This is a genomic window from Nostoc sp., assembly GCF_036919675.1.
GTDB lineage: Bacteria > Cyanobacteriota > Cyanobacteriia > Cyanobacteriales > Nostocaceae > Nostoc.
The window spans coordinates 1-17,968 of sequence record NZ_JBALCP010000022.1 but is presented as its reverse complement, the minus strand read 5'-3'; the positions used below and the strand labels follow the sequence as shown (position 1 = coordinate 17,968).

Here is a 17,968-nt window from a genome sequence, read left to right as displayed (position 1 = left end):
TAGAGACTTATTCAATAATTCCGCCTTGTCTGTCCCTTTGAGGTTCGCAACGCTGGCTCCTGCTTGCGACTTCTGTGCGCTTGTCCACATTCCGTGATTACATCAACATCAGAGCGACTTCTTTGGCAAAGTAAGTCAAAATCAAGTCAGCACCAGATCGTTTCCCCAATCCCCAATTTTTTCGATCGCCAGCTTATTGAACACGGCTTAATATACATTGGTCTGATCGGAATACCGGAGTTATCTGAAAAATTCTTGCTTGGTTAAATGGAATATGTGATACTCTAAAAATTATAAAAAAAGCACGGTATTTATATCGAATTACCGTAGTTTAAAAGGACAGGACTCATGCAGCTACTATGGTTCATCCCAACCCACGGCGACGGACGTTACCTTGCAACTGCTACAGGCGGACGAGCAGTAAGTTTTTCTTATCTGCGGCAGATAGCCCAAGCGGTTGATGACCTTGGTTATACAGGGGCATTGCTGCCTACAGGACGTTCTTGCGAAGATGCTTGGATTGTAGCGTCAACGCTGGTATCACTGACGCGACAGATGCGTTTTTTGGTAGCCATCCGTCCCGGCTTGGTATCACCTGGGGTGGCAGCGCGGATGGCGGCGACCTTTGATCGCCTCTCTGGTGGACGGTTGCTGATTAATGTCGTGACAGGAGGCGATCCCGTAGAGTTAGCGGGAGATGGCTTGCATTTGAGTCACGATCAGCGCTATGAATTAACAGATGAATTTTTGACAGTATGGCGAGCGATCGTCAGTGGTGAACAAGTTAATCTTCAGGGCGACTATCTCAACATTCAGGATGGTAAGCTGCTGTTTCCACCCGTCCAGAAGCCATATCCGCCCTTGTGGTTTGGCGGTTCCTCTGCGATCGCCCAAAAAATCGCTGCCAAGCATGTAGATGTCTATCTAACTTGGGGCGAACCACCGGCGCAAGTAGCCGAGAAGATTGCATCGGCTCGCGGACTTGCTTTATCAGAAGGCCGGACTTTGCGGTTTGGTATTCGCCTACATGTGATTGTGCGCGAAACCGAGAGTGAAGCTTGGGATGCGGCGAATCAATTGATTAAGTATGTAGATGACGAGGCGATCGCTAAAGCCCAAAAAGCTTATGCTCGGATGGATTCAGTTGGACAACGCCGGATGAGCCAATTACACCACGGTAATCGTGAGGCATTAGAGATTAGCCCGAACCTGTGGGCAGGAGTCGGTTTGGTACGAGGTGGTGCGGGAACAGCCTTAGTAGGCGATCCTCAAACTGTAGCTGCCAGAATTTTGGAATATGCAGATTTAGGCATTGAGTCCTTTATCCTCTCTGGCTATCCCCACCTAGAGGAAGCTTATCGAGTCGCAGAACTTCTATTTCCTCATTTGCCTTTAGAGAATCTGCCAGCAGTGGAGAAGCAACATGTCTTGAGTCCATTTGGTGAGATTGTGGCAAATGAAGATTTCCCTAAGCAACAGCCTCAGCAAAGAGCTACGTCCATATCCTAGTAGATAAGAACTAGGAAATTACCAGCAATGTTGCACCAACAAATTGACCAAAAAATCTCAGAAAAAGAAGCGTGGGCATTGCGTCGTCAGCTGGGGATACCTAACAATAAACGCTTGTGGGTGCTAACTTGCATGGACGAACGTTTACCTGTGGAGAAAGCATTAGGAATTGGTGAAGGAGATGCTCATATTTTCCGTAATGCCGGGGGGTTAGTTACAGATGATGCTATTCGGTCAGCGATGTTAACTACACATTTTTTTGGCACAAAAGAAATCATCGTCATTAACCATACCGAATGTGGCATGATGACAGCATCAGGAGACTTTCTCAGTGAGGTATTGCGAAACCAAGGTATTGACGTGGATCAAGTTACGATCGATCCTGCTTTGCCAGAGTTGAAGCTACCAAAAGGCGTTTTTTCCAAATGGATCAAAACGTTTACCGATGTGGACAAAATCTGCACACAGCAGGTGGAATTGCTGCGTAATTCTCCTTTAATTCCCCAGGATGTAGTTATTCATGGTTACATCTGGGAAGTAGAAAGTATGAGTTTGCGCCGTCCCTACAAACGTCTGAGTGAAAAGGTCAACACAGCAGAAGCTATGAAGACCAAAACCACAAAAGACACTGAACCCGTTTTATAAATTGGGAGTTCAATTGAATGGCAAATATTTTAGCGATCGCTGGTAGTCCAACTCATCCCTCTAGAACCTATGGTGTTGTCGAATACACTGCCAAGCTTTTACAACAAGAAGGCTTGCATGTAGACATTATCTCAGTTCGGGATTTGCCTGCTGAAGATTTAGTTTTTGGACGATACGACAGCCCTGCTTTGGAGCAGCCAAAAGCTTTGCTAGCAAAGGCAGATGGTGTGATTATTGCCACCCCAATCTACAAAGCTGCTTACACAGGAGTGCTCAAAACGTTTCTAGATTTGCTGCCACAAAAATCATTGACAGGTAAACCTGTGTTACCAATTGCCCTTGGTGGGACGCTGGCTCACTTATTGGCAATTGAATATGCTCTTAAACCTGTTTTATCTGAATTAGGAGCGCGGCATATCCTAGCTACTATTTATGCGGTAGACAAACAAATTCAACGACAAGCTGATAACAGTGTGGTGTTAGATGAGGAAATTGAGCAAAGACTCAAAGACGTTCTCAAGGAATTTGTTAAAGCTGTAGAATATGATGCCGCAGCGCCTCAAGAGTTGGCTCATGCCAATTAACTAATCAAGTTTATACCTCCGTTTACTTGTAGCAGATGGGTAATTTTTACCCATCTGCTACCTTTATTTAAAAGTTAATTAGAGCAACATAAATTTACTCTCAAAAATTACACTTTTATAACGATATTCAAATGAATAGACTACGCCTAGACTTTACTTCCATTCCTTTCTAGTCTATTCAACTAACACCACTATAATTTTTGATTTTTCCCATATATAGCGATTCTCATTTGAATGAGATCCAAGATAGGACATGGCAATGCCGTGTCTTACCTCGTATCTGTATTCATCTGTGGTTAATTATTTTTTCTATACCTTACCCATGCGGCAACCCCATAGCGGCAGAACGTTCCTCTGGAAGAGTTGCGAGGAATTTGTCTAGGCTATTTTTGAGCAAATGATAACAGCAGTTTTTAACACTCCCACGCGGCCTGAAAAAAGTCGCGTTCGCAAAACATAGCATAACGATAGGTTGAATGCACAACAGAATTAGTAGTGGCATAATTGTCAACCAAACTTTCTAATTGTTGTGTTGGTTGTTGAAAGTCTGCGCTGCTATAAGTACGAATCCAGTCTGCATATTGATGATTAGGAATGCCGTTATGAGCTAACTGTTCTCCCAAAAAGGTATACAAACGCATACACGGAGACATCGCCGCAGCAGTTAAACCCACATCTTTACCCCAAGCAGTTGCTAACAAAAAGTCAGTATAGCGGCGGGTGGTGGCTCCTGGTTCCACAGAATCCAAATTAATTCCCCACTGGGAAGCATAGCCACTATGCATCCGCAGTTCTTCTAAAGCTTCACTAGCTAGGTTATGAAATGTGGTGAAACCTAACCGGTCTGGTGCTTTAGCTGCGGCGATACTGTACGCACGGGCAAAAGCTTCTAAGAAAAAAGCATCTTGCCCTACGTAGTAAGCAAATTTCGCCTGCTCAAGAGTACCATCGCCAATGCCTTGAACGAAAGGATGCTTTAGGCAAGCTTGGGCTAAGTCTTGATTTGCTGCCCATAATTCGTTAGATAAAGTCATTTGTCATTTGTTATTTGTCATTTGTCATCTGTTATTATCCCTCTGTTCTGTGAACTCTCCCCCTCAAAAAGGTAAGAATTGAAGCAAGACTGAGCCAAGACTTCCCAAAAAGTCAACAAAACTGGGGCTACCAGCGCTTACCTTCTCATTTACGGGTGTTTGCAGTTCTTTAATAAAAGCCTGGGCTGTTTGCGTTCCAGCGGTATTGTTTTGCGATGTAAACAATTTTTCAGCAACTTGGGCATCTTTGAATGCACCTTGTCTATCCAATATTTGGTAGCAGGCTACACCACGAGCTAAATAAGCACCCGCATATTCTGGTTTAATAGCGATCGCCTGATTAAAATAACTGATTGCTTGCTGTTGGTTACCTTTTTGTGCTTCTGCTACACCCAAAGCATAAAATTCTTCTGGTGAAGCAATTTGTGATGGTATACCAACTGCGCCTTGGAAGTTGGCGCCATTTAGGTAAGCACCAGTCAATTCTGCATTTGCTAGATAGGTATTTCTTAAATCAGCACCCGCCAAATTTGCCCCACTAAACTTAGTTTGGCTTAGGTTAACACCAAATAAACTCGCGCCACTCAAGTTTGCACCCCGCAAATCAGCACCGCTCAAGTTTGCCCGGCTGAGGTTAGCACCTGTGAGATTAGCACCACTCAAATTGGCTCCAGATAAGTCAGCCATCACTAAACCTGCACTGGTTAAATCACAGTTTTGACATTGTTTGGTTGCCAATAACTGTCTAACGTGTTCAGAATTTGCTGCTTGTACGGTTGTTGTCAAACTAATTGTGGTTAAAAAGGCAGCTATGACTAGAATTTGGTTTTTCATAATTGCGTAATATTTGTTACTCCATAGGTAAAATTAACTGAGACGGATTTATACCTCAGCCTATGATATGAGCAATCTGAACAGTTTGCCCTCTGTAGTTGCCTATATCACTTGTAAATTTGAGTAAACACTCACTGGTTGTGCAAGTTCACTATCTTCTAATTATTTATGCCTAGCTATAGCAGTCCTAAATCATTTGTAAAAATAAATTAACCGCAGAGGCTAAAGAGAGCGCAGAGAAAGGAATCGGAGATTTTTACGACCCATTCAGGATTGCTATACTTATTTGTTATTTAGGGGTCAGACCTTGACGTTGCTGTAATACTTTTTGATAATTAGACATAAAATTTACACTTCTACTTCTTTGAACTTTAAGTCAAATATACACAGATTACATTTCTTGATTTTACAAAGAAGTGATGTTTAACGACAGACAAGCCTCTATGCGTCTGTGCCTAGTGCTAATGTCATCTCACTCAGGAGTAAAAACAGAGATTTGCTCGTGTATGCCCTGATTTTAAATAAATATGAGACTATAGAAACATTAAGACAGTCAGAAAAACGTGAGTCAGCAAGACAAACTCTTAGAAAAAATCCTCTCTGGGACTTCTGATACAGACATCCCTTTCGCACAACTGTGGCAACTCTTATATACACTAGGCTTTGATGAACGGATTCGTGGCGATCATCGGATTTTTGTCAAAGCCGATGTTGAGGAAATATTGAACCTGCAACATAAGAGAGGAAAAGCCAAAAGCTATCAAATTAAACAAGTTCGTGCAGTAATTATCAAGTATAAGCTAGGAAGTAAAAATGATATTTCGTTATGAAATTATTCTCTACTGGAGTGAATTAGATCAAGCCTTTATTGCTGAAGTACCAGAATTATTAGGCTGTACTGCTGACGGCGAGACTTATCAAGAAGCCCTGCACAATGTAGAAGTAGTTGTGCATGAATGGATAGAAACAGCTAAGGATTTAGGGCGTCCAGTTCCTGAACCTAGACCGCATTTGATGTATATCTAATTGATACACAAGCTAAGTCAAACTGATTTTTTAGCATTATCATAAATGTAGGACTCCTATTTGATTTTTGAACAAGACTACGAGATAATACGTAGAAAAATAAGTGATGCAATTGGGTTAATTGTCCATCTTGGCATATGCGTAAAACCATTTGAGTGAAGCGGTGTTACCAGCAGATACAAAGCTACGACAACAATTAAAAGCAGATTTAGATGGACTGACAAAAATTCCAGATTACTCTGAAAGACATTAAAGCCAGACAGTACACCCTTTTTTTAGCCCTGCTCCCTCTACTCTCTTTCTTCACCACCTAGACTTGAGCAATTGCTGGTACATTACTTCCCGAATGAGCATTTCCTTATACAGCATAAGTAAAGACCGCTTGGCTTCTTCACAAGACAACGTCTGCACTTTGTCGGCAAAGCTTCGGATCGTAAATTCTTGCTCTAAAGATAATTTAAATGATTGATTCATTATTGGCTCCTATGCCTAATTGAGTCGAGAACTATAAGGTTAATGAGAATAGGCTTGTTACATTTGTTGTAGTAAAAAATTATTCGACCGAATCATACAGATGTTGTTCATAATCTTCATGTATTTACTAAAATTTTTACTCCTATTACTGAGTGATATGATGCTACTATCTGATTACTAAATCGCAGGGAAGCGAAATGGTGCAAGGGTATCAAGCCCCACAAAAAAACTTTCCTCCTGCCTCCCAAGAATCCCGTACTCTCTTTTTTGATAAAAAATCCGTAGTTTCAAAACAGGCTAGACAAGTGGGTAGGTCCAATAAAAAGCTTTGTTCTTGTAATATGACAGAGCCTTATTTGATTTACTAATTTAGTGATTAACTACGACATAAAATGTAAATAACCTTTTAATCTGTAGTAATGTACCATTACAGATATTTGCTTAAGCTCAAGTTTGAGCTAAGGTTTGAGATGTATAAGATGAGTATATAAGTGGTTGATTTTTCCAAAAATTAGTAAATTTAGAGTAAATTCTGACATTTTGTATAGCTCTTGGTGAACAACATAGTAATTGCATATAATAGATGAAAATTAATAAATAGTAATAAAACTTTAATACCTGAGATTAAAAGCGGGTTTTTGTCTGATGGTCAAGCGATCGCTTCAGGTATCACTCGCCAGGATTCAAGGAGTTAAAAAAGCTTTCGCTCATAAGGGGTGGACACAAAAAAATTTGGCTTTTGAAGTCAACTTGAAGACTCACCAACCAATTTGGCGGTTTTTTAGTGGGCGTCCGGTTGAGCGTCATATCTTTATAGAAATTTGTTCTGTGTTGCCGTTGAATTAGTGAGAGATTGCTACCAATCCGCCGACAGAATTCTTGGAACTAGAAGAATACACCCAGCCCTCTGTCCTAGATATTGACACCTTAGATGATTTCTGATAAAAAAATACCTATGTTAACGAGTTTCGACTTCGCTCAACTCTCGATCACTCAGTTGGTTGAGCGACTTGTGCCGAGTTTAGCCTGAGCGGCGTCGTTGGCGCAGCCTCTCGTAGAGAAGGGCGGAGCCGAGGTAAGTCGAAACCAATGGCTATGGTAAATTTATTACTAGAATTCACCTTAGTACAACAGGTGAAATCGCAACGCTTTGAAAAAATTTAAGACCAGTGCAGCACCTTGCAGTTATTAGATATTAGCTACCCCGTTAGAATCGATAGCAGTCCTAAATCATTCGTGAAAAGTTAGATATCCGACAACTTTTACGAAGTCGGGGATCTGGACAGCGCAAAATCTAATTAAAAAGGTTAGTTACTGGCAACTTTACAAATCACCATAATATGTGATTTGTATTTGTCAGTATTATAGTGAAGAAGTTGTAGTCCAGAACGTTCTATTTCTTGCAAAAGTTTAGGAATTTCATACTTGTGATGTCGCCAAATTGTAATTTCTTCACCTTCAGGGATTTCAATTTTCTTATCTATACTCATCCAACTGAAATTTATAGTGTAATTATGACGAAATTTCATATTAGCAACTATACTATCTGTTTTTAAATCATACTTTCTCACCAATTCACAATCTTCAGATTTAATCCCAATATTATTTTTAACCCATCCATATATTTCTTCTACGTGATACTTGCAGCCACCTCTGACGTTTCCATCCCATTGAGAGTTAGAACCAGTTTCATTAGTGAACACCAGAAAATCATTTTTTCCCATGCTATCTCTAAAGTTTTTGAGTACCTCATCTCTATTTTGATGATTCCCAATGGTAACACCTAAGTGGAAAAATATTTTTGCTGTGTCATCAATTTCAGGGCTAGCTTGATTTTGAAATAAAATTTTGGGTATGCTACTATTTTCTATGTCAATCGTCGAACTGATAAATTCAATGAGAGGAAACCATTTTCTAAAATTATTTTTGGATAAATGAAGTAATTCCTCGCTAATATCTAAGGCAATATATTTATTAACCTTTCCCAATTTATTAAGTTTTTGAATAAAATTTTTAACTGGATATGAATTTCCTGCACCAACGTCTACAATATTTACTTTTTCACCACTTTTAATATTCTCATTAAAGTATTTAAAGTTATTCTTTAAAAGGTCAACTTCTACACTTGATGTCCGATACCATGTAGGAAGAATATATTTTAGATAAAAATCATCCCAGATTTTTGCGCCTCTACCTTTATAAGAATACTTTAGAGGTATTTGTCGTCTGATTTCTAATGCATGAATTATCCCTAAAAGTTCTTCTTCAGAAAAAAGAGAGTAGAACTCAGAACTTGGCTTTGCTGTGCGACTGAAAGCAGTTAATATATGCGATGGAAGTTGGGAATTGCTAGGAAAATTTTGAGCCATTATTCTTGTTATTTGGTTTTCTTAATTTATTATCCCAAACCCAATTTACACCAGATGTGTCAACCATATCTGGGACCGACCACAGTACTTCCATCTGGCATAATAGTGTACCAGTAAAAAGCGTTGTAAATACTGTTAAATCTCCAACTCTCACACAGGATATACGAAATCTTAGCTCCTTCAAAGTTAGTTCCGATCAAAATAGTACTTTGCATATTTCCAGTGATTCCGAATTCAGCATTATTCAACCAGGCATCCGTCAAATTAGCTCCCTCCAAGTTAGCATCACTCAGATTAGCTTCTCTCAAGCCAGTACCCCACATCAAAGCACGTCTGAGATCGACACCTTGCAGGTTAGCCCGAATCAGATTAGCACCACTCAAGTCGGTTCCTTTCAAGTTGGCATTCCTGAGATCAGCGTCCCTCAAGGCAGAACAATTCAAGTTGGCACCAGTCAGGTTGACGCCTCTCAAGTTAGCACCTATGAGGCTAATACGAGTCAACTCAGCTTCTCTTAAATCAACACTACTCAAATCAACCCCAGCAAAATTTCTCTCCCCAGCAGCATACCTTCTCAACAACTCCTCAGCATCCATACCCTAACTCCTGAATCAATTACTACTTAGAATGGTTATTTTAACGACTTTAGTCAATTTGGCGACCTGAGTTAGACCATTATCAAGCGCGATCGCTTATACCATAAAAAATAGGAGATAATTTTTCAAAGATACAGGGGTAAATACCATTGGTTCAGCAACCAGAACTCCAGGAAACTTCGTCGATACAGTCAATCCAGCGGGTGCTTGAGAGTTTAAGCACTTACCGATGGACTTCGCTGGGAGCATTGGCCAGCCTGTTGCTGTTGACGATCGCAAACGCAGTTACCCCACAACTATTTCGGTGGGGAATTGATCAGGGCATCATCAAACAAAACCTCCAAATTGTGCTATATAGTGCCGGCTGGATGGTACTCGCCGCGATCGCTCGTGGTTTATTTAACTTTGGACAAAGCTATTTGGCAGAAGCGATGTCTCAGGGTGTGGCCTATGACCTGCGAAACAAAATTTTTAGCAAAATTCAAAATCTCAGTTTCAGTTATCATGACCAGGCGCAGACTTCCCAACTGCTAACCCGTGTCACCAGCGATATTGAGCAGATCCGCACCTTTGTTGGTACCAGCTTAATTCAGGTCATCGGTTCAGTTGTGACATTGGTGAGTATTTCGGTGATTTTGCTGGTGATGAACTGGCGATTAGCAATGATTACGCTGACAGTAGTGCCCCTATCTGGATGGGTGATGGCGCAATTTATTACCCGGAATGATAAACTTTTTCGGCAAGTACAAGAGCAACTGAGCGACCTCAATGCTGTATTGCAAGAAAACTTACTAGGAATACGGGTAGTGAAAGCCTTTGTGCGGGAGTCAACTGAAAGGTCGCGTTACACGACCCTGAATGATGGTCTAGTCAGGGCAAACATGAAGACCATTAGCGCCATCCGTAATACCTTTCCGTTGATATTTTTATTGAGTAATTTGGTCACACTGGCAGTTTTCGGCTACGGAGGAGCGCAGGTAATTGGGCGCAGATTTTCCATTGGCGAACTGGTGGCGTTTAACTCCTACCTAGCGTTGATTCTCCAACCTATTTTGTTGATTGGATTTGCTGCACCTGCGATCGCTCAATCAGCTGCTTCCGCCGAACGAGTCTACGAAGTTGTAGATGCAGAGGTAGAAATACGCGATCGCCCCGGTGCTGTCCCATTTGACACCTGCGGTGGGAGAATCACCTTTGAAAATGTTTCCTTTCGCTATCCAGGAGCGACAACCGAAACTCTCAAAGAAGTTTCCTTTGAAACCAAACCTAACGAGCTGATCGCCGTTCTAGGGATGACTGGTTCCGGAAAAAGTACAATTATGAACTTAATTCCCCGCTTTTACGATGTCACAGGGGGAGCAGTTCGCATTGACGGACGAGATGTAAAAAGTTTCACGCTCAAAAGCCTTAGATCGTGTATTGGCATTGTATTTCAGGAAACCACTCTATTCTCTGGCACAATCCGTGAAAATATTGCCTACGCAAAACCCAATGCAACCCTAGAGCAGGTAATTGAGGTTGCAAAAACCGCACAAATGCACGATTTTATTACCAGTCTACCCGATAGCTACGAGACGATCGTGGGTGAACGGGGCGTGGGCTTGTCTGGTGGACAAAAACAACGAATTGCGATCGCTCGGACCTTACTTACCGATTACAGCATTCTGATTTTGGACGATAGTACCTCCGCTGTAGATGCGAGGACTGCTGCCCAGATTCAAGCCGAACTGGATAAGTTAATCCACCAAAAAGCTTGTACAACTTTTGTAGTAGCTCAACGGATTAGCACCGTCAAGAATGCTGATCGCATTTTTCTCATGGATAAAGGACGATTGGTGGCACAAGGCACCCATGAGGAATTGATGCAAACCAGCCCGCTCTACGGTGTGATTTTGGAATCTCAGGTTAAGGTGAAGAAACAAATGATCCTAAATTAGCACAAGTAGTCCAATACAGTTCAGTTAAGCATTTCTTGCTTCTCTTCCTTCTCTACGAGACGCTACGCGAATGCGTTCTTCTCTACCAGACCAGAGGCGAATGCGTCCTTCTGGTGCGGACGCTGCGCGTACCCCTACGGGGAAGCAAGCTACAGGTAGTGTCTCGTAGAGATGGCAGTAGCCTGAGCGTCTACGTTAAAAAAATTGACGAGGAGGAAGAGTTAAGCCTTAACCCAACCGTATTGATAAATAGTCTTGCTTAAGATTTTTATAACAGCGAATAAAGACAAAGACTTTTAATCCAAAATCTAAAATCCCAAATTGGTATGAGAGGCACAGTTACCGTTGTTGCATCTGAGCAGGCGAGTCAGCAATTTTCCACCCTGCGGCGCTTTTTGCAATACCTGCGACTTTATCGCAAAGATATTCCCATCGCCTTGACATTAGTCTTTATTGGTGCTGTAACCCAGGCAATTGGGCCGTTTTTCATCGGTTGGTCGATTGATCACCTAATTGCCCAAGGGAATTTGCAAGGACTGCTGGTGTTATTAGGGCTACTAGCGCTGAACTATGGACTTGGTGTCTTGGCAATTCGAGGTCAAATTATTCGAGTTGGCTGGATTATGCAGCGATTGCTGGCTCAACTGAGGCAAGATATTTTCACTAAAATCCAAAGTCTGCCACTCAGCTTTTTTGATCGCAGCGAAGCAGGCGATTTAATGAGCCGCCTGCTGAATGATGTTAATACTGTAAATCAGGCATTTGGACTGACGATCGCCCAAATGCTGGGCAACACTTTCAGTTTGGTCGGCATAATCATTGCTATGCTCTCAATCAACCTGCAACTCGGTTTGTTGAGCAATTTGGTTGTGCCACTGATGATTTTTACCACAAACTTGTTTGCGCGTTGGGCAAGAGCCAGGTTTCGTGTTACGCGACAGACGATTGGGGAGCTTTCCGCCAAGTTGGAAGAAGATATTGTCAGCGTGCGAGAAGCACAGGCATTTAATCGTGTACAGATGAACATCGCAGAATTTGACATTCTCAACGCTGCCAATCGTGATGCTAACGTCGATGCTGTAGCAATTACTTCGGCCTTTTTGCCCTCGATCGATTTTCTCAACACACTAGCAACCGCAGCCGTGCTGGCCTATGGTGGCTATCTTGCAGTCACTGGAGCTGCAACAGTGGGTGTGGTGACATCTTTTTTACTTTATGTCCAGCAATTCTTCCGCCCGATCCAAATTCTCAGCCAGTTTTACACCCAAGCTCAATCTGCCTTCGCCGGATTAGAGCGAATCTTTCTATTGCTAGATGAACCGTCAGAACTCAAAGACGCACCCGATGCAACAGAAATGCTGCCTATTCAGGGTGAAGTGACATTTGAAAATGTCAAGTTTGGCTACAACCCAGGTCAATTAGTTCTCAAAGGGGTGAATTTGCACGCCTATCCAGGGCAGATGGTTGCGTTAGTAGGGCCGACAGGTTCGGGAAAAAGTACGTTCATTAACTTGATTTCGCGCTTCTACGATGTATCTGGCGGTGCAGTGAAAATTGATGATGTTGATGTGCGTAGCGTGACTCAAGCAAGTCTGCGGCGTCAAATTGGCATCGTCCTACAAGACAATATTCTGTTCAGCGGCACCGTTGCCGAAAACATTGCCTTTGGCGCTCCTTACGCCACCCAAGCTGATATCGAAGAGGCTGCACAACTAGCAAATGTGCATGAGTTCATTACCTCACTGCCACAGGGTTATACAACTCAATTGGGTGAACGGGGCGCTCCCTTGAGCCAAGGACAGCGACAACTGATCAGTATTGCGCGTGCGGTGTTGATTAATCCCCGAATTCTGATTCTCGATGAAGCTACTAGCAGCATCGATACCCGCACAGAAGCGTTAGTACAAACTGCGATCGCCCGCTTGCTGCAAGGTCGTACCAGCTTCGTGATTGCTCACCGCCTCAGTACAGTTACTCTGGCAGATCAGGTATTAGTAATTCAGCAGGGACAAATTGTAGAGCAGGGTACTCACGCCGAACTCATCGATCAGCAGGGTGTCTATGCCAACCTCTATGCCCTGCAACTGGGTGCAGCAGACACAATGGTTCTTCAAAATGAAAAGTAAAATATATATAGCTCGAATTTCTCAATTGCCAATAAAGGAATGAACCTACCTAACCTCGATTCACAAACCATCGATCGCATTATTGAAATGGCATGGGAAGATAGAACATCTTTTGATGCCATTGAGGCTCAGTTTGGGCTGCTGGAGAAACAGGTAATTGCCTTAATGAGGCGCGAAATGAAGGAATCTAGTTTCCAGATGTGGCGCGAGCGAGTCACCAAACGCAATACAAAGCATTTATCTAAGCGAGAATTTATTGCAGGTCGGTTTAAATCGTCCAATCAAAAAACGTAAGTAATTGGGTCATATAACCCCACACCTCAAGGCTTGTCATTGCCCACATTCTGACAATCCCTGCTTCGTTGCTATCCCGCCTCGGAATAGCATTCCAAGGCAATAGCTAAAGTCCACTCAAGTGGACTCAGATTCTTCTTTAGTCCTCTTGAGAGGACAGTAACTCTGAGCCGCTGAACTTAAATTCTGGGCGGGATGTGAGTCAGTGCAATACTTTAACTGTTACAAAATGTGGGTAATGACAAGTGTCTAAAGCCAGGGGCTTCCTCTCTCTGAGACGCTACGCCTACGGCACGGAGGTTCTGCTGAAAACTACCAAATTCAGAAGCACAATGACGAAAGTTACACTTTACATCGCAGCTAGTTTGGATGGCTACATTGCTCGTAGCGATGGCGGAATTGATTGGCTATCAATCCTTGATACAGAAGGAGAAGACTACGGTTACGCTGCTTTCTACGAATCGATTGATGCTATTGTCTTAGGCAGCAATACGTATGAAATAGGGCTTAGTTTTGATGAGTGGCCTTATCCGGGGAAAAAATCCTTCGTTTTCACCCAGCGCCATCTCCAATCTGACCGCGAGGATGTTGTGTTTGTTTCGGACACAGTGAAGCACGTCTTAGCAAATATGGAGGCTCAAGGTTTGGAAAATATCTGGCTAGTTGGTGGCGGAGCATTAATCAATTCGTTTCTTCAGCACAGCTTGATTGACGAATATATTATTTCAACTATTCCAATTATCTTAGGTGGTGGTATACACCTTTTCCCACCAGCTAGCCCTGAAGAAATATTGGAGCTGATTGACTCAAAACAATATCCTAGTGGTTTACTCCAATCACATTATAGGCAAAAAGGAAAGGGTTAAAAATTTATAATTGTGTTTCAAGTGGTGAGAAGTCCGAGGGTCGGCTTGCGAGGCTCGGAACTTCGGGGAATTTAAACTCCACCTGAAACGTGACTGCCGTTATTAGGCATCAGGTATAAACCCTTTTTAATTATCAATTACCAATTACGTCGAAACAACCTCAAGAAGCTTCTGAACAGCGTTGCTGAAGTCTTCGTAAGGAGAAACTCCCACGATGGTTTCTGCTAAATTACCATCTTTGAAAATTAAAACTGCTGGAATACTGCGAAGACCAAATTTTTTGAAAATCGGCTTGTTGTTGTCAACGTCTACCTTAACGACTTTGGCACGACCTTTGTATTCCTGGGCAAGTTGATCCATTAACGGACTGATCAGGCGACAGGGGCCACACCAAGTAGCAGTAAAATCAACAACAACGACTTTCTCTTCACTTCCAGTTAAAACAGTATCAAATTCACTTTCTTCAACGTAAGCAACTATGTCAGTATCAGTAGACATTTTTTAATTCCTTAGTGTCAAACTAAAAATTTCAGCAAAAAGCTAACTATACAAACTATACTCCCTTCTGGCTGTCAGATTTACCAGTCACCTAGATTAGGAAACCCCCGCAACTGACTTTTGCTTGGTAGCGTGGATTTAATAACCTACAACTTTCTTACGTAGGGTGCGTTAGCGATCGCATAACGCACCCTAACAACCTACCTAATCCAAAAATCTCATCCCTTCAAGGCGTGGAGGTTTCAATAGTCATCCTGCTGATCAAACAGTTCTAACAACCCAATTGTGCCTACAAAAAAAGTATAAGTAGCATATTTTATTGGCATCTTTTTTCTTGAAGGTGCATAAAAAGCTGCTATGATGCTTTCTATAAAATGGCTCGTCATGGCAAAACGCTCAATCCAAAAAATTGGATTAAGACTGCTTGGTAAATGACTATTAGTTATTACTGCATAAATATTCCACGATTCCAATCCAATTGCGCTTGTTATAAGCACTGTAGATATAATTTTTACAAAGGTAAAAATGTTTCTCTTTATAAACTTTAAGTTCATTCTGTTCACAAAAAAATGTTTAACATATCTACAAGACTCGGTGAAGTAACAGATAAGTTAATGCGTGTTATCTAAAAATTCTCCCTAAATCAACCAATCTTATATCATAATTTACATTTTTGTAAAAGTCTGTAAAAATCTTGATATGGTGTATTAAGCCAATATTCCCAAACTATTGAGAATGGATTTGTGGAAAAAACTATGCAATTTTGTCGTTTGAGGATTTCTCGTTAAAAGTCGGGAGCATTCCAAATGTGTAAAAACATAATTTGTCATTGCAAGCAAAACGCAGTGTTCGCGGAGCGTCTTGTAGAGTTGGAGTAGGCTTCATTCACAATTGACAAGTAACGATTTTGGTAAATTTGCTTGCTATTGGGATGCTCCCTAAAAGTCTCCTCCTTGGGAGAATATAGCGGTTCCCACATGGGTAAGGTACAGAAAAAATAATTAACCACAGATGAACACAGATACAAGATAGGACACAGCAATGCCGTGTCCCTAGCCGTGTACCTCATTAAAATGAAAATCGCTATAAAGCAAAATGGCATTGAGCGTCCGATTCAATGCCCTGAAGACCTTTAAAAAATCAACTACTCAGACAAGAAGAAATGCCATACCCCTAAACACTAGGAGTCAAAAGATTAAATCACCAGATATTTAAAAAATCATAAAAGTGTGGAACAATACATAGGTGGTAAATTTAATTGCACTCTATAGATTGATAAGAAATATAAAGCTATGATTGCTCAACATTACAATAATTCAATTCATGTTGAAAACAACTTGCTTAAACAAATCAAAATTAAAGAAAATCAGCTAAAAATTGCACAAGAATCTAATCTGCTCTATGTAGCAGAAGGATTACAAAATGAATTATTAAAGTTACAGTGTCAATTATCAGAGCCGCAAGACGCTGAAATCCAAGCGTTGATGAGTTTACTAGACGATTAAGATTGTAAATTTGTGTTGCAAAGTTTATTTAAAACACAAAAACTCTGTTGGTAGGAAGCAGAGCATAGTGATTGTGATGCCTGGGGGTGTGGTTTAGGCAAACGTTTTTTAACAGTCGATCCCTTGGGATTAGTACTGCGAGTTTTGGTTATTGCTACCAGTATGGGTGAGCGGGTTCGCGCTAGCGTCCCGTAGGGAAGGGGTGATTTTCTGTCAAGGTTTGAACAGTGTTAGGACTTACGCAAAAATCACTCTTAAGCCTAATTTATCGAACCGCCTTCTCTACAAGAGGCTCCGCGAACGCCAACGCGCAGCGTCTCGCAGAGAAGCCGCCAAAAACGTTAAGAAGTTGTAGAGTCTATAGCTGTTTTTTCTTTCTTTTGAAGTGGATGGAAAAAGTGATTTATTCAACACACTACTTTCGATTTCTGCACTCTTCAGATGTACGGAGTTTTTTCAAAAATCAAATAGGAGTCGTATAAAAGAATGATAATTATTACTTAGATAAGATGTTAGGATTTTGCTGGGTCTGTGGTATTTTTATCTGCGGTACTAAATCAATCTTAAGAACAGGTTTAATTGAGCGCAGTTGCCTTTGCCTAAGAATTTGAATTTCTCTCTCAAGAGAATCTTTTCCTTGCCTAAAAAAGTCTTGAGAATTATATGGAACCAAGTCACGGGATAAATGTTGAGCTTGTACTGGAGTCAAACTAGGGAAGGGTTGTTGAGCATTGGCAGAAGTTTGTACAACCAGTAACAAAGCTATTGAAACCACCAAGGATTTTATTTTTATACATTCGGTCAATATCAGGTTCAACATGATTGATACATTTATTGCGTGAATGCTGCTTAAAACCAATTTGTGTTGGTCGGATTATAAACAAAGTACACTTATTCACTTGTTAATTACCTCCTACAAATGGGTGAATTAATCAGCTAAAGACCTAGTACAGCACGGCGTAAATCCAGCTACCATCTCAATTAACTAGATATATTAGATCCCTTAGAGACCAATAACGTTCAGGGAGGATTGATTGATGGAAGACAAAATAATTGCCGTTACAAAAGAGCGTGCTTTAATGCTTGCTAGATTAGCATTAATTCAAGATAAAGTTTTAATTATTGAAGACTCACTTAATGCTACTTATAGAGAGCGTAAGCTAGGACTTGGGGATCAAAATAGAGGATGGACTGTATGTGCTAAACTTGACTTAGTTGGACATTGGGATCCAGATTTAGTATTTGTGAGCGTGTCTGATCCTGATGAAAAAGTAAAAATCCAACCAATACTTTGACAATCTAGCAAGTAGGGTGCGTTAGCCATAGCGTAACGCGCCATTATTGAGTTAGCAGGGCAATACCCACGAAATCAAAAACTATCAAACAAAAACATCTGTGTCGATACATTTCCATTGAACCTCTAATTAAAGGTATTGGTGCAAATGTTCTTAATTTGTCACCCTACTCCCCAGATTTTAATCCAATTGAACTTTGGTGGTCGCAACTTAAGTCTTTTTTACGTCAGTTCTCTCCAAGCACAACAAAAATGGTTGATACTTTAATTGCTACTGCCCTCGATTTAGGGACTTCCAAGGAATAAATTACTCAAAAAAAATTATAAGCTGACATTTAAAAAATAATGATAATCATTATGAAGGGGTGAGAGGTGGT

Annotated in this window: 21 protein-coding genes; 13 read left to right on the top strand and 8 right to left on the bottom strand. The window is 41.3% G+C overall.

Annotated features, from left to right (window positions below; translation table 11 throughout):
• Positions 1 to 348 precede the first annotated feature (348 nt).
• Genes ssuD through ssuE form a run of 3 tightly spaced genes read left to right on the top strand, consistent with a single transcriptional unit; the run spans position 349 to position 2,738 of the window.
• Complete coding sequence (gene ssuD / locus V7K49_RS02085; protein ID WP_335204323.1) at positions 349 to 1,509, top strand: FMNH2-dependent alkanesulfonate monooxygenase; 1,161 nt, start codon at positions 349 to 351, stop codon at positions 1,507 to 1,509.
• Positions 1,510 to 1,536: 27 nt separating this feature from the next.
• Positions 1,537 to 2,154 (top strand): beta-class carbonic anhydrase, encoded by a 618-nt coding sequence (locus V7K49_RS02080; protein WP_335204322.1) that lies wholly within the window; start codon positions 1,537 to 1,539, stop codon positions 2,152 to 2,154.
• A gap of 17 nt (positions 2,155 to 2,171) precedes the next feature.
• Positions 2,172 to 2,738, top strand: a complete 567-nt coding sequence (ssuE, locus tag V7K49_RS02075; protein WP_334872301.1) for an NADPH-dependent FMN reductase — start codon at positions 2,172 to 2,174, stop codon at positions 2,736 to 2,738.
• 413 nt (positions 2,739 to 3,151) lie between these two features.
• Here ssuE and V7K49_RS02070 read toward each other — a convergent pair whose 3' ends face one another.
• On the bottom strand, positions 3,152 to 3,772 hold the full coding sequence (locus V7K49_RS02070) for a TenA family protein (protein WP_334872298.1): 621 nt from the start codon (positions 3,770 to 3,772) through the stop codon (positions 3,152 to 3,154).
• Positions 3,773 to 3,835: 63 nt separating this feature from the next.
• Positions 3,836 to 4,606, bottom strand: a complete 771-nt coding sequence (locus tag V7K49_RS02065) for a pentapeptide repeat-containing protein (RefSeq protein WP_273768495.1) — start codon at positions 4,604 to 4,606, stop codon at positions 3,836 to 3,838.
• Positions 4,607 to 5,169: 563 nt separating this feature from the next.
• Between V7K49_RS02065 and V7K49_RS02060 the strand changes: the two genes are divergently transcribed.
• On the top strand, positions 5,170 to 5,436 hold the full coding sequence (locus V7K49_RS02060; RefSeq protein ID WP_273768496.1) for a type II toxin-antitoxin system HicA family toxin: 267 nt from the start codon (positions 5,170 to 5,172) through the stop codon (positions 5,434 to 5,436).
• Complete coding sequence (locus V7K49_RS02055; RefSeq protein WP_335204321.1) at positions 5,420 to 5,632, top strand: type II toxin-antitoxin system HicB family antitoxin; 213 nt, start codon at positions 5,420 to 5,422, stop codon at positions 5,630 to 5,632. The genes V7K49_RS02060 and V7K49_RS02055 overlap by 17 nt, the downstream gene beginning before the upstream one ends.
• Positions 5,633 to 5,935: 303 nt before the next feature.
• Here V7K49_RS02055 and V7K49_RS02050 read toward each other — a convergent pair whose 3' ends face one another.
• Positions 5,936 to 6,106: an NblA/ycf18 family protein gene (locus V7K49_RS02050; protein WP_334872289.1), complete on the bottom strand. Its 171-nt coding sequence runs from the start codon at positions 6,104 to 6,106 to the stop codon at positions 5,936 to 5,938.
• A gap of 645 nt (positions 6,107 to 6,751) precedes the next feature.
• Here V7K49_RS02050 and V7K49_RS02045 point away from each other — a divergent pair.
• A complete protein-coding gene (locus tag V7K49_RS02045; protein ID WP_442942305.1) occupies positions 6,752 to 6,952 on the top strand; it encodes a hypothetical protein in 201 nt (66 codons plus the stop codon).
• Between the two features lie 461 nt (positions 6,953 to 7,413).
• Here the strand turns inward: V7K49_RS02045 and V7K49_RS02040 are convergent, their stop codons facing one another.
• Complete coding sequence (locus V7K49_RS02040) at positions 7,414 to 8,475, bottom strand: L-histidine N(alpha)-methyltransferase (RefSeq protein WP_335204319.1); 1,062 nt, start codon at positions 8,473 to 8,475, stop codon at positions 7,414 to 7,416.
• 59 nt (positions 8,476 to 8,534) lie between these two features.
• Entirely contained in the window at positions 8,535 to 9,071 is a 537-nt protein-coding gene (locus tag V7K49_RS02035; RefSeq protein WP_334864757.1) for a pentapeptide repeat-containing protein, read from the bottom strand.
• 149 nt (positions 9,072 to 9,220) lie between these two features.
• Here V7K49_RS02035 and V7K49_RS02030 point away from each other — a divergent pair, with 149 nt between their 5' ends.
• From V7K49_RS02030 to V7K49_RS02015, 4 genes are all read left to right on the top strand, one after another.
• Positions 9,221 to 11,008, top strand: a complete 1,788-nt coding sequence (locus V7K49_RS02030; RefSeq protein ID WP_335204318.1) for an ABC transporter ATP-binding protein — start codon at positions 9,221 to 9,223, stop codon at positions 11,006 to 11,008.
• Between the two features lie 326 nt (positions 11,009 to 11,334).
• Entirely contained in the window at positions 11,335 to 13,134 is a 1,800-nt protein-coding gene (locus V7K49_RS02025; protein ID WP_335204317.1) for an ABC transporter ATP-binding protein, read from the top strand.
• 39 nt (positions 13,135 to 13,173) lie between these two features.
• A complete protein-coding gene (locus V7K49_RS02020) occupies positions 13,174 to 13,428 on the top strand; it encodes a TIGR03643 family protein (protein ID WP_334864750.1) in 255 nt (84 codons plus the stop codon).
• A gap of 245 nt (positions 13,429 to 13,673) precedes the next feature.
• Positions 13,674 to 14,294 (top strand): dihydrofolate reductase family protein, encoded by a 621-nt coding sequence (locus V7K49_RS02015; protein ID WP_334864748.1) that lies wholly within the window; start codon positions 13,674 to 13,676, stop codon positions 14,292 to 14,294.
• Positions 14,295 to 14,438: 144 nt separating this feature from the next.
• On the opposite strand, the gene trxA is transcribed toward V7K49_RS02015, so the two are convergent.
• Positions 14,439 to 14,792, bottom strand: a complete 354-nt coding sequence (trxA, locus tag V7K49_RS02010; RefSeq protein WP_334864746.1) for a thioredoxin — start codon at positions 14,790 to 14,792, stop codon at positions 14,439 to 14,441.
• 242 nt (positions 14,793 to 15,034) lie between these two features.
• On the bottom strand, positions 15,035 to 15,346 hold the full coding sequence (locus V7K49_RS02005; protein ID WP_335204316.1) for a hypothetical protein: 312 nt from the start codon (positions 15,344 to 15,346) through the stop codon (positions 15,035 to 15,037).
• A 738-nt stretch (positions 15,347 to 16,084) separates the two neighbouring features.
• On the opposite strand from V7K49_RS02005, the gene V7K49_RS02000 reads away from it, so the two are divergent.
• Positions 16,085 to 16,297 (top strand): hypothetical protein, encoded by a 213-nt coding sequence (locus V7K49_RS02000; RefSeq protein ID WP_334723537.1) that lies wholly within the window; start codon positions 16,085 to 16,087, stop codon positions 16,295 to 16,297.
• A gap of 496 nt (positions 16,298 to 16,793) precedes the next feature.
• On the opposite strand, the gene V7K49_RS01995 is transcribed toward V7K49_RS02000, so the two are convergent.
• Positions 16,794 to 17,117: a hypothetical protein gene (locus V7K49_RS01995; protein ID WP_335204315.1), complete on the bottom strand. Its 324-nt coding sequence runs from the start codon at positions 17,115 to 17,117 to the stop codon at positions 16,794 to 16,796.
• A 217-nt stretch (positions 17,118 to 17,334) separates the two neighbouring features.
• On the opposite strand from V7K49_RS01995, the gene V7K49_RS01990 reads away from it, so the two are divergent.
• Together V7K49_RS01990 and V7K49_RS34475 are read left to right on the top strand one after the other, a co-directional pair.
• The gene (locus V7K49_RS01990; protein ID WP_335204314.1) at positions 17,335 to 17,592 is read left to right on the top strand and encodes a hypothetical protein; all 258 of its coding nucleotides are present in this window, start codon (positions 17,335 to 17,337) and stop codon (positions 17,590 to 17,592) included.
• 62 nt (positions 17,593 to 17,654) lie between these two features.
• Entirely contained in the window at positions 17,655 to 17,897 is a 243-nt protein-coding gene (locus tag V7K49_RS34475; protein WP_442948629.1) for a transposase, read from the top strand.
• Positions 17,898 to 17,968 lie beyond the last annotated feature (71 nt).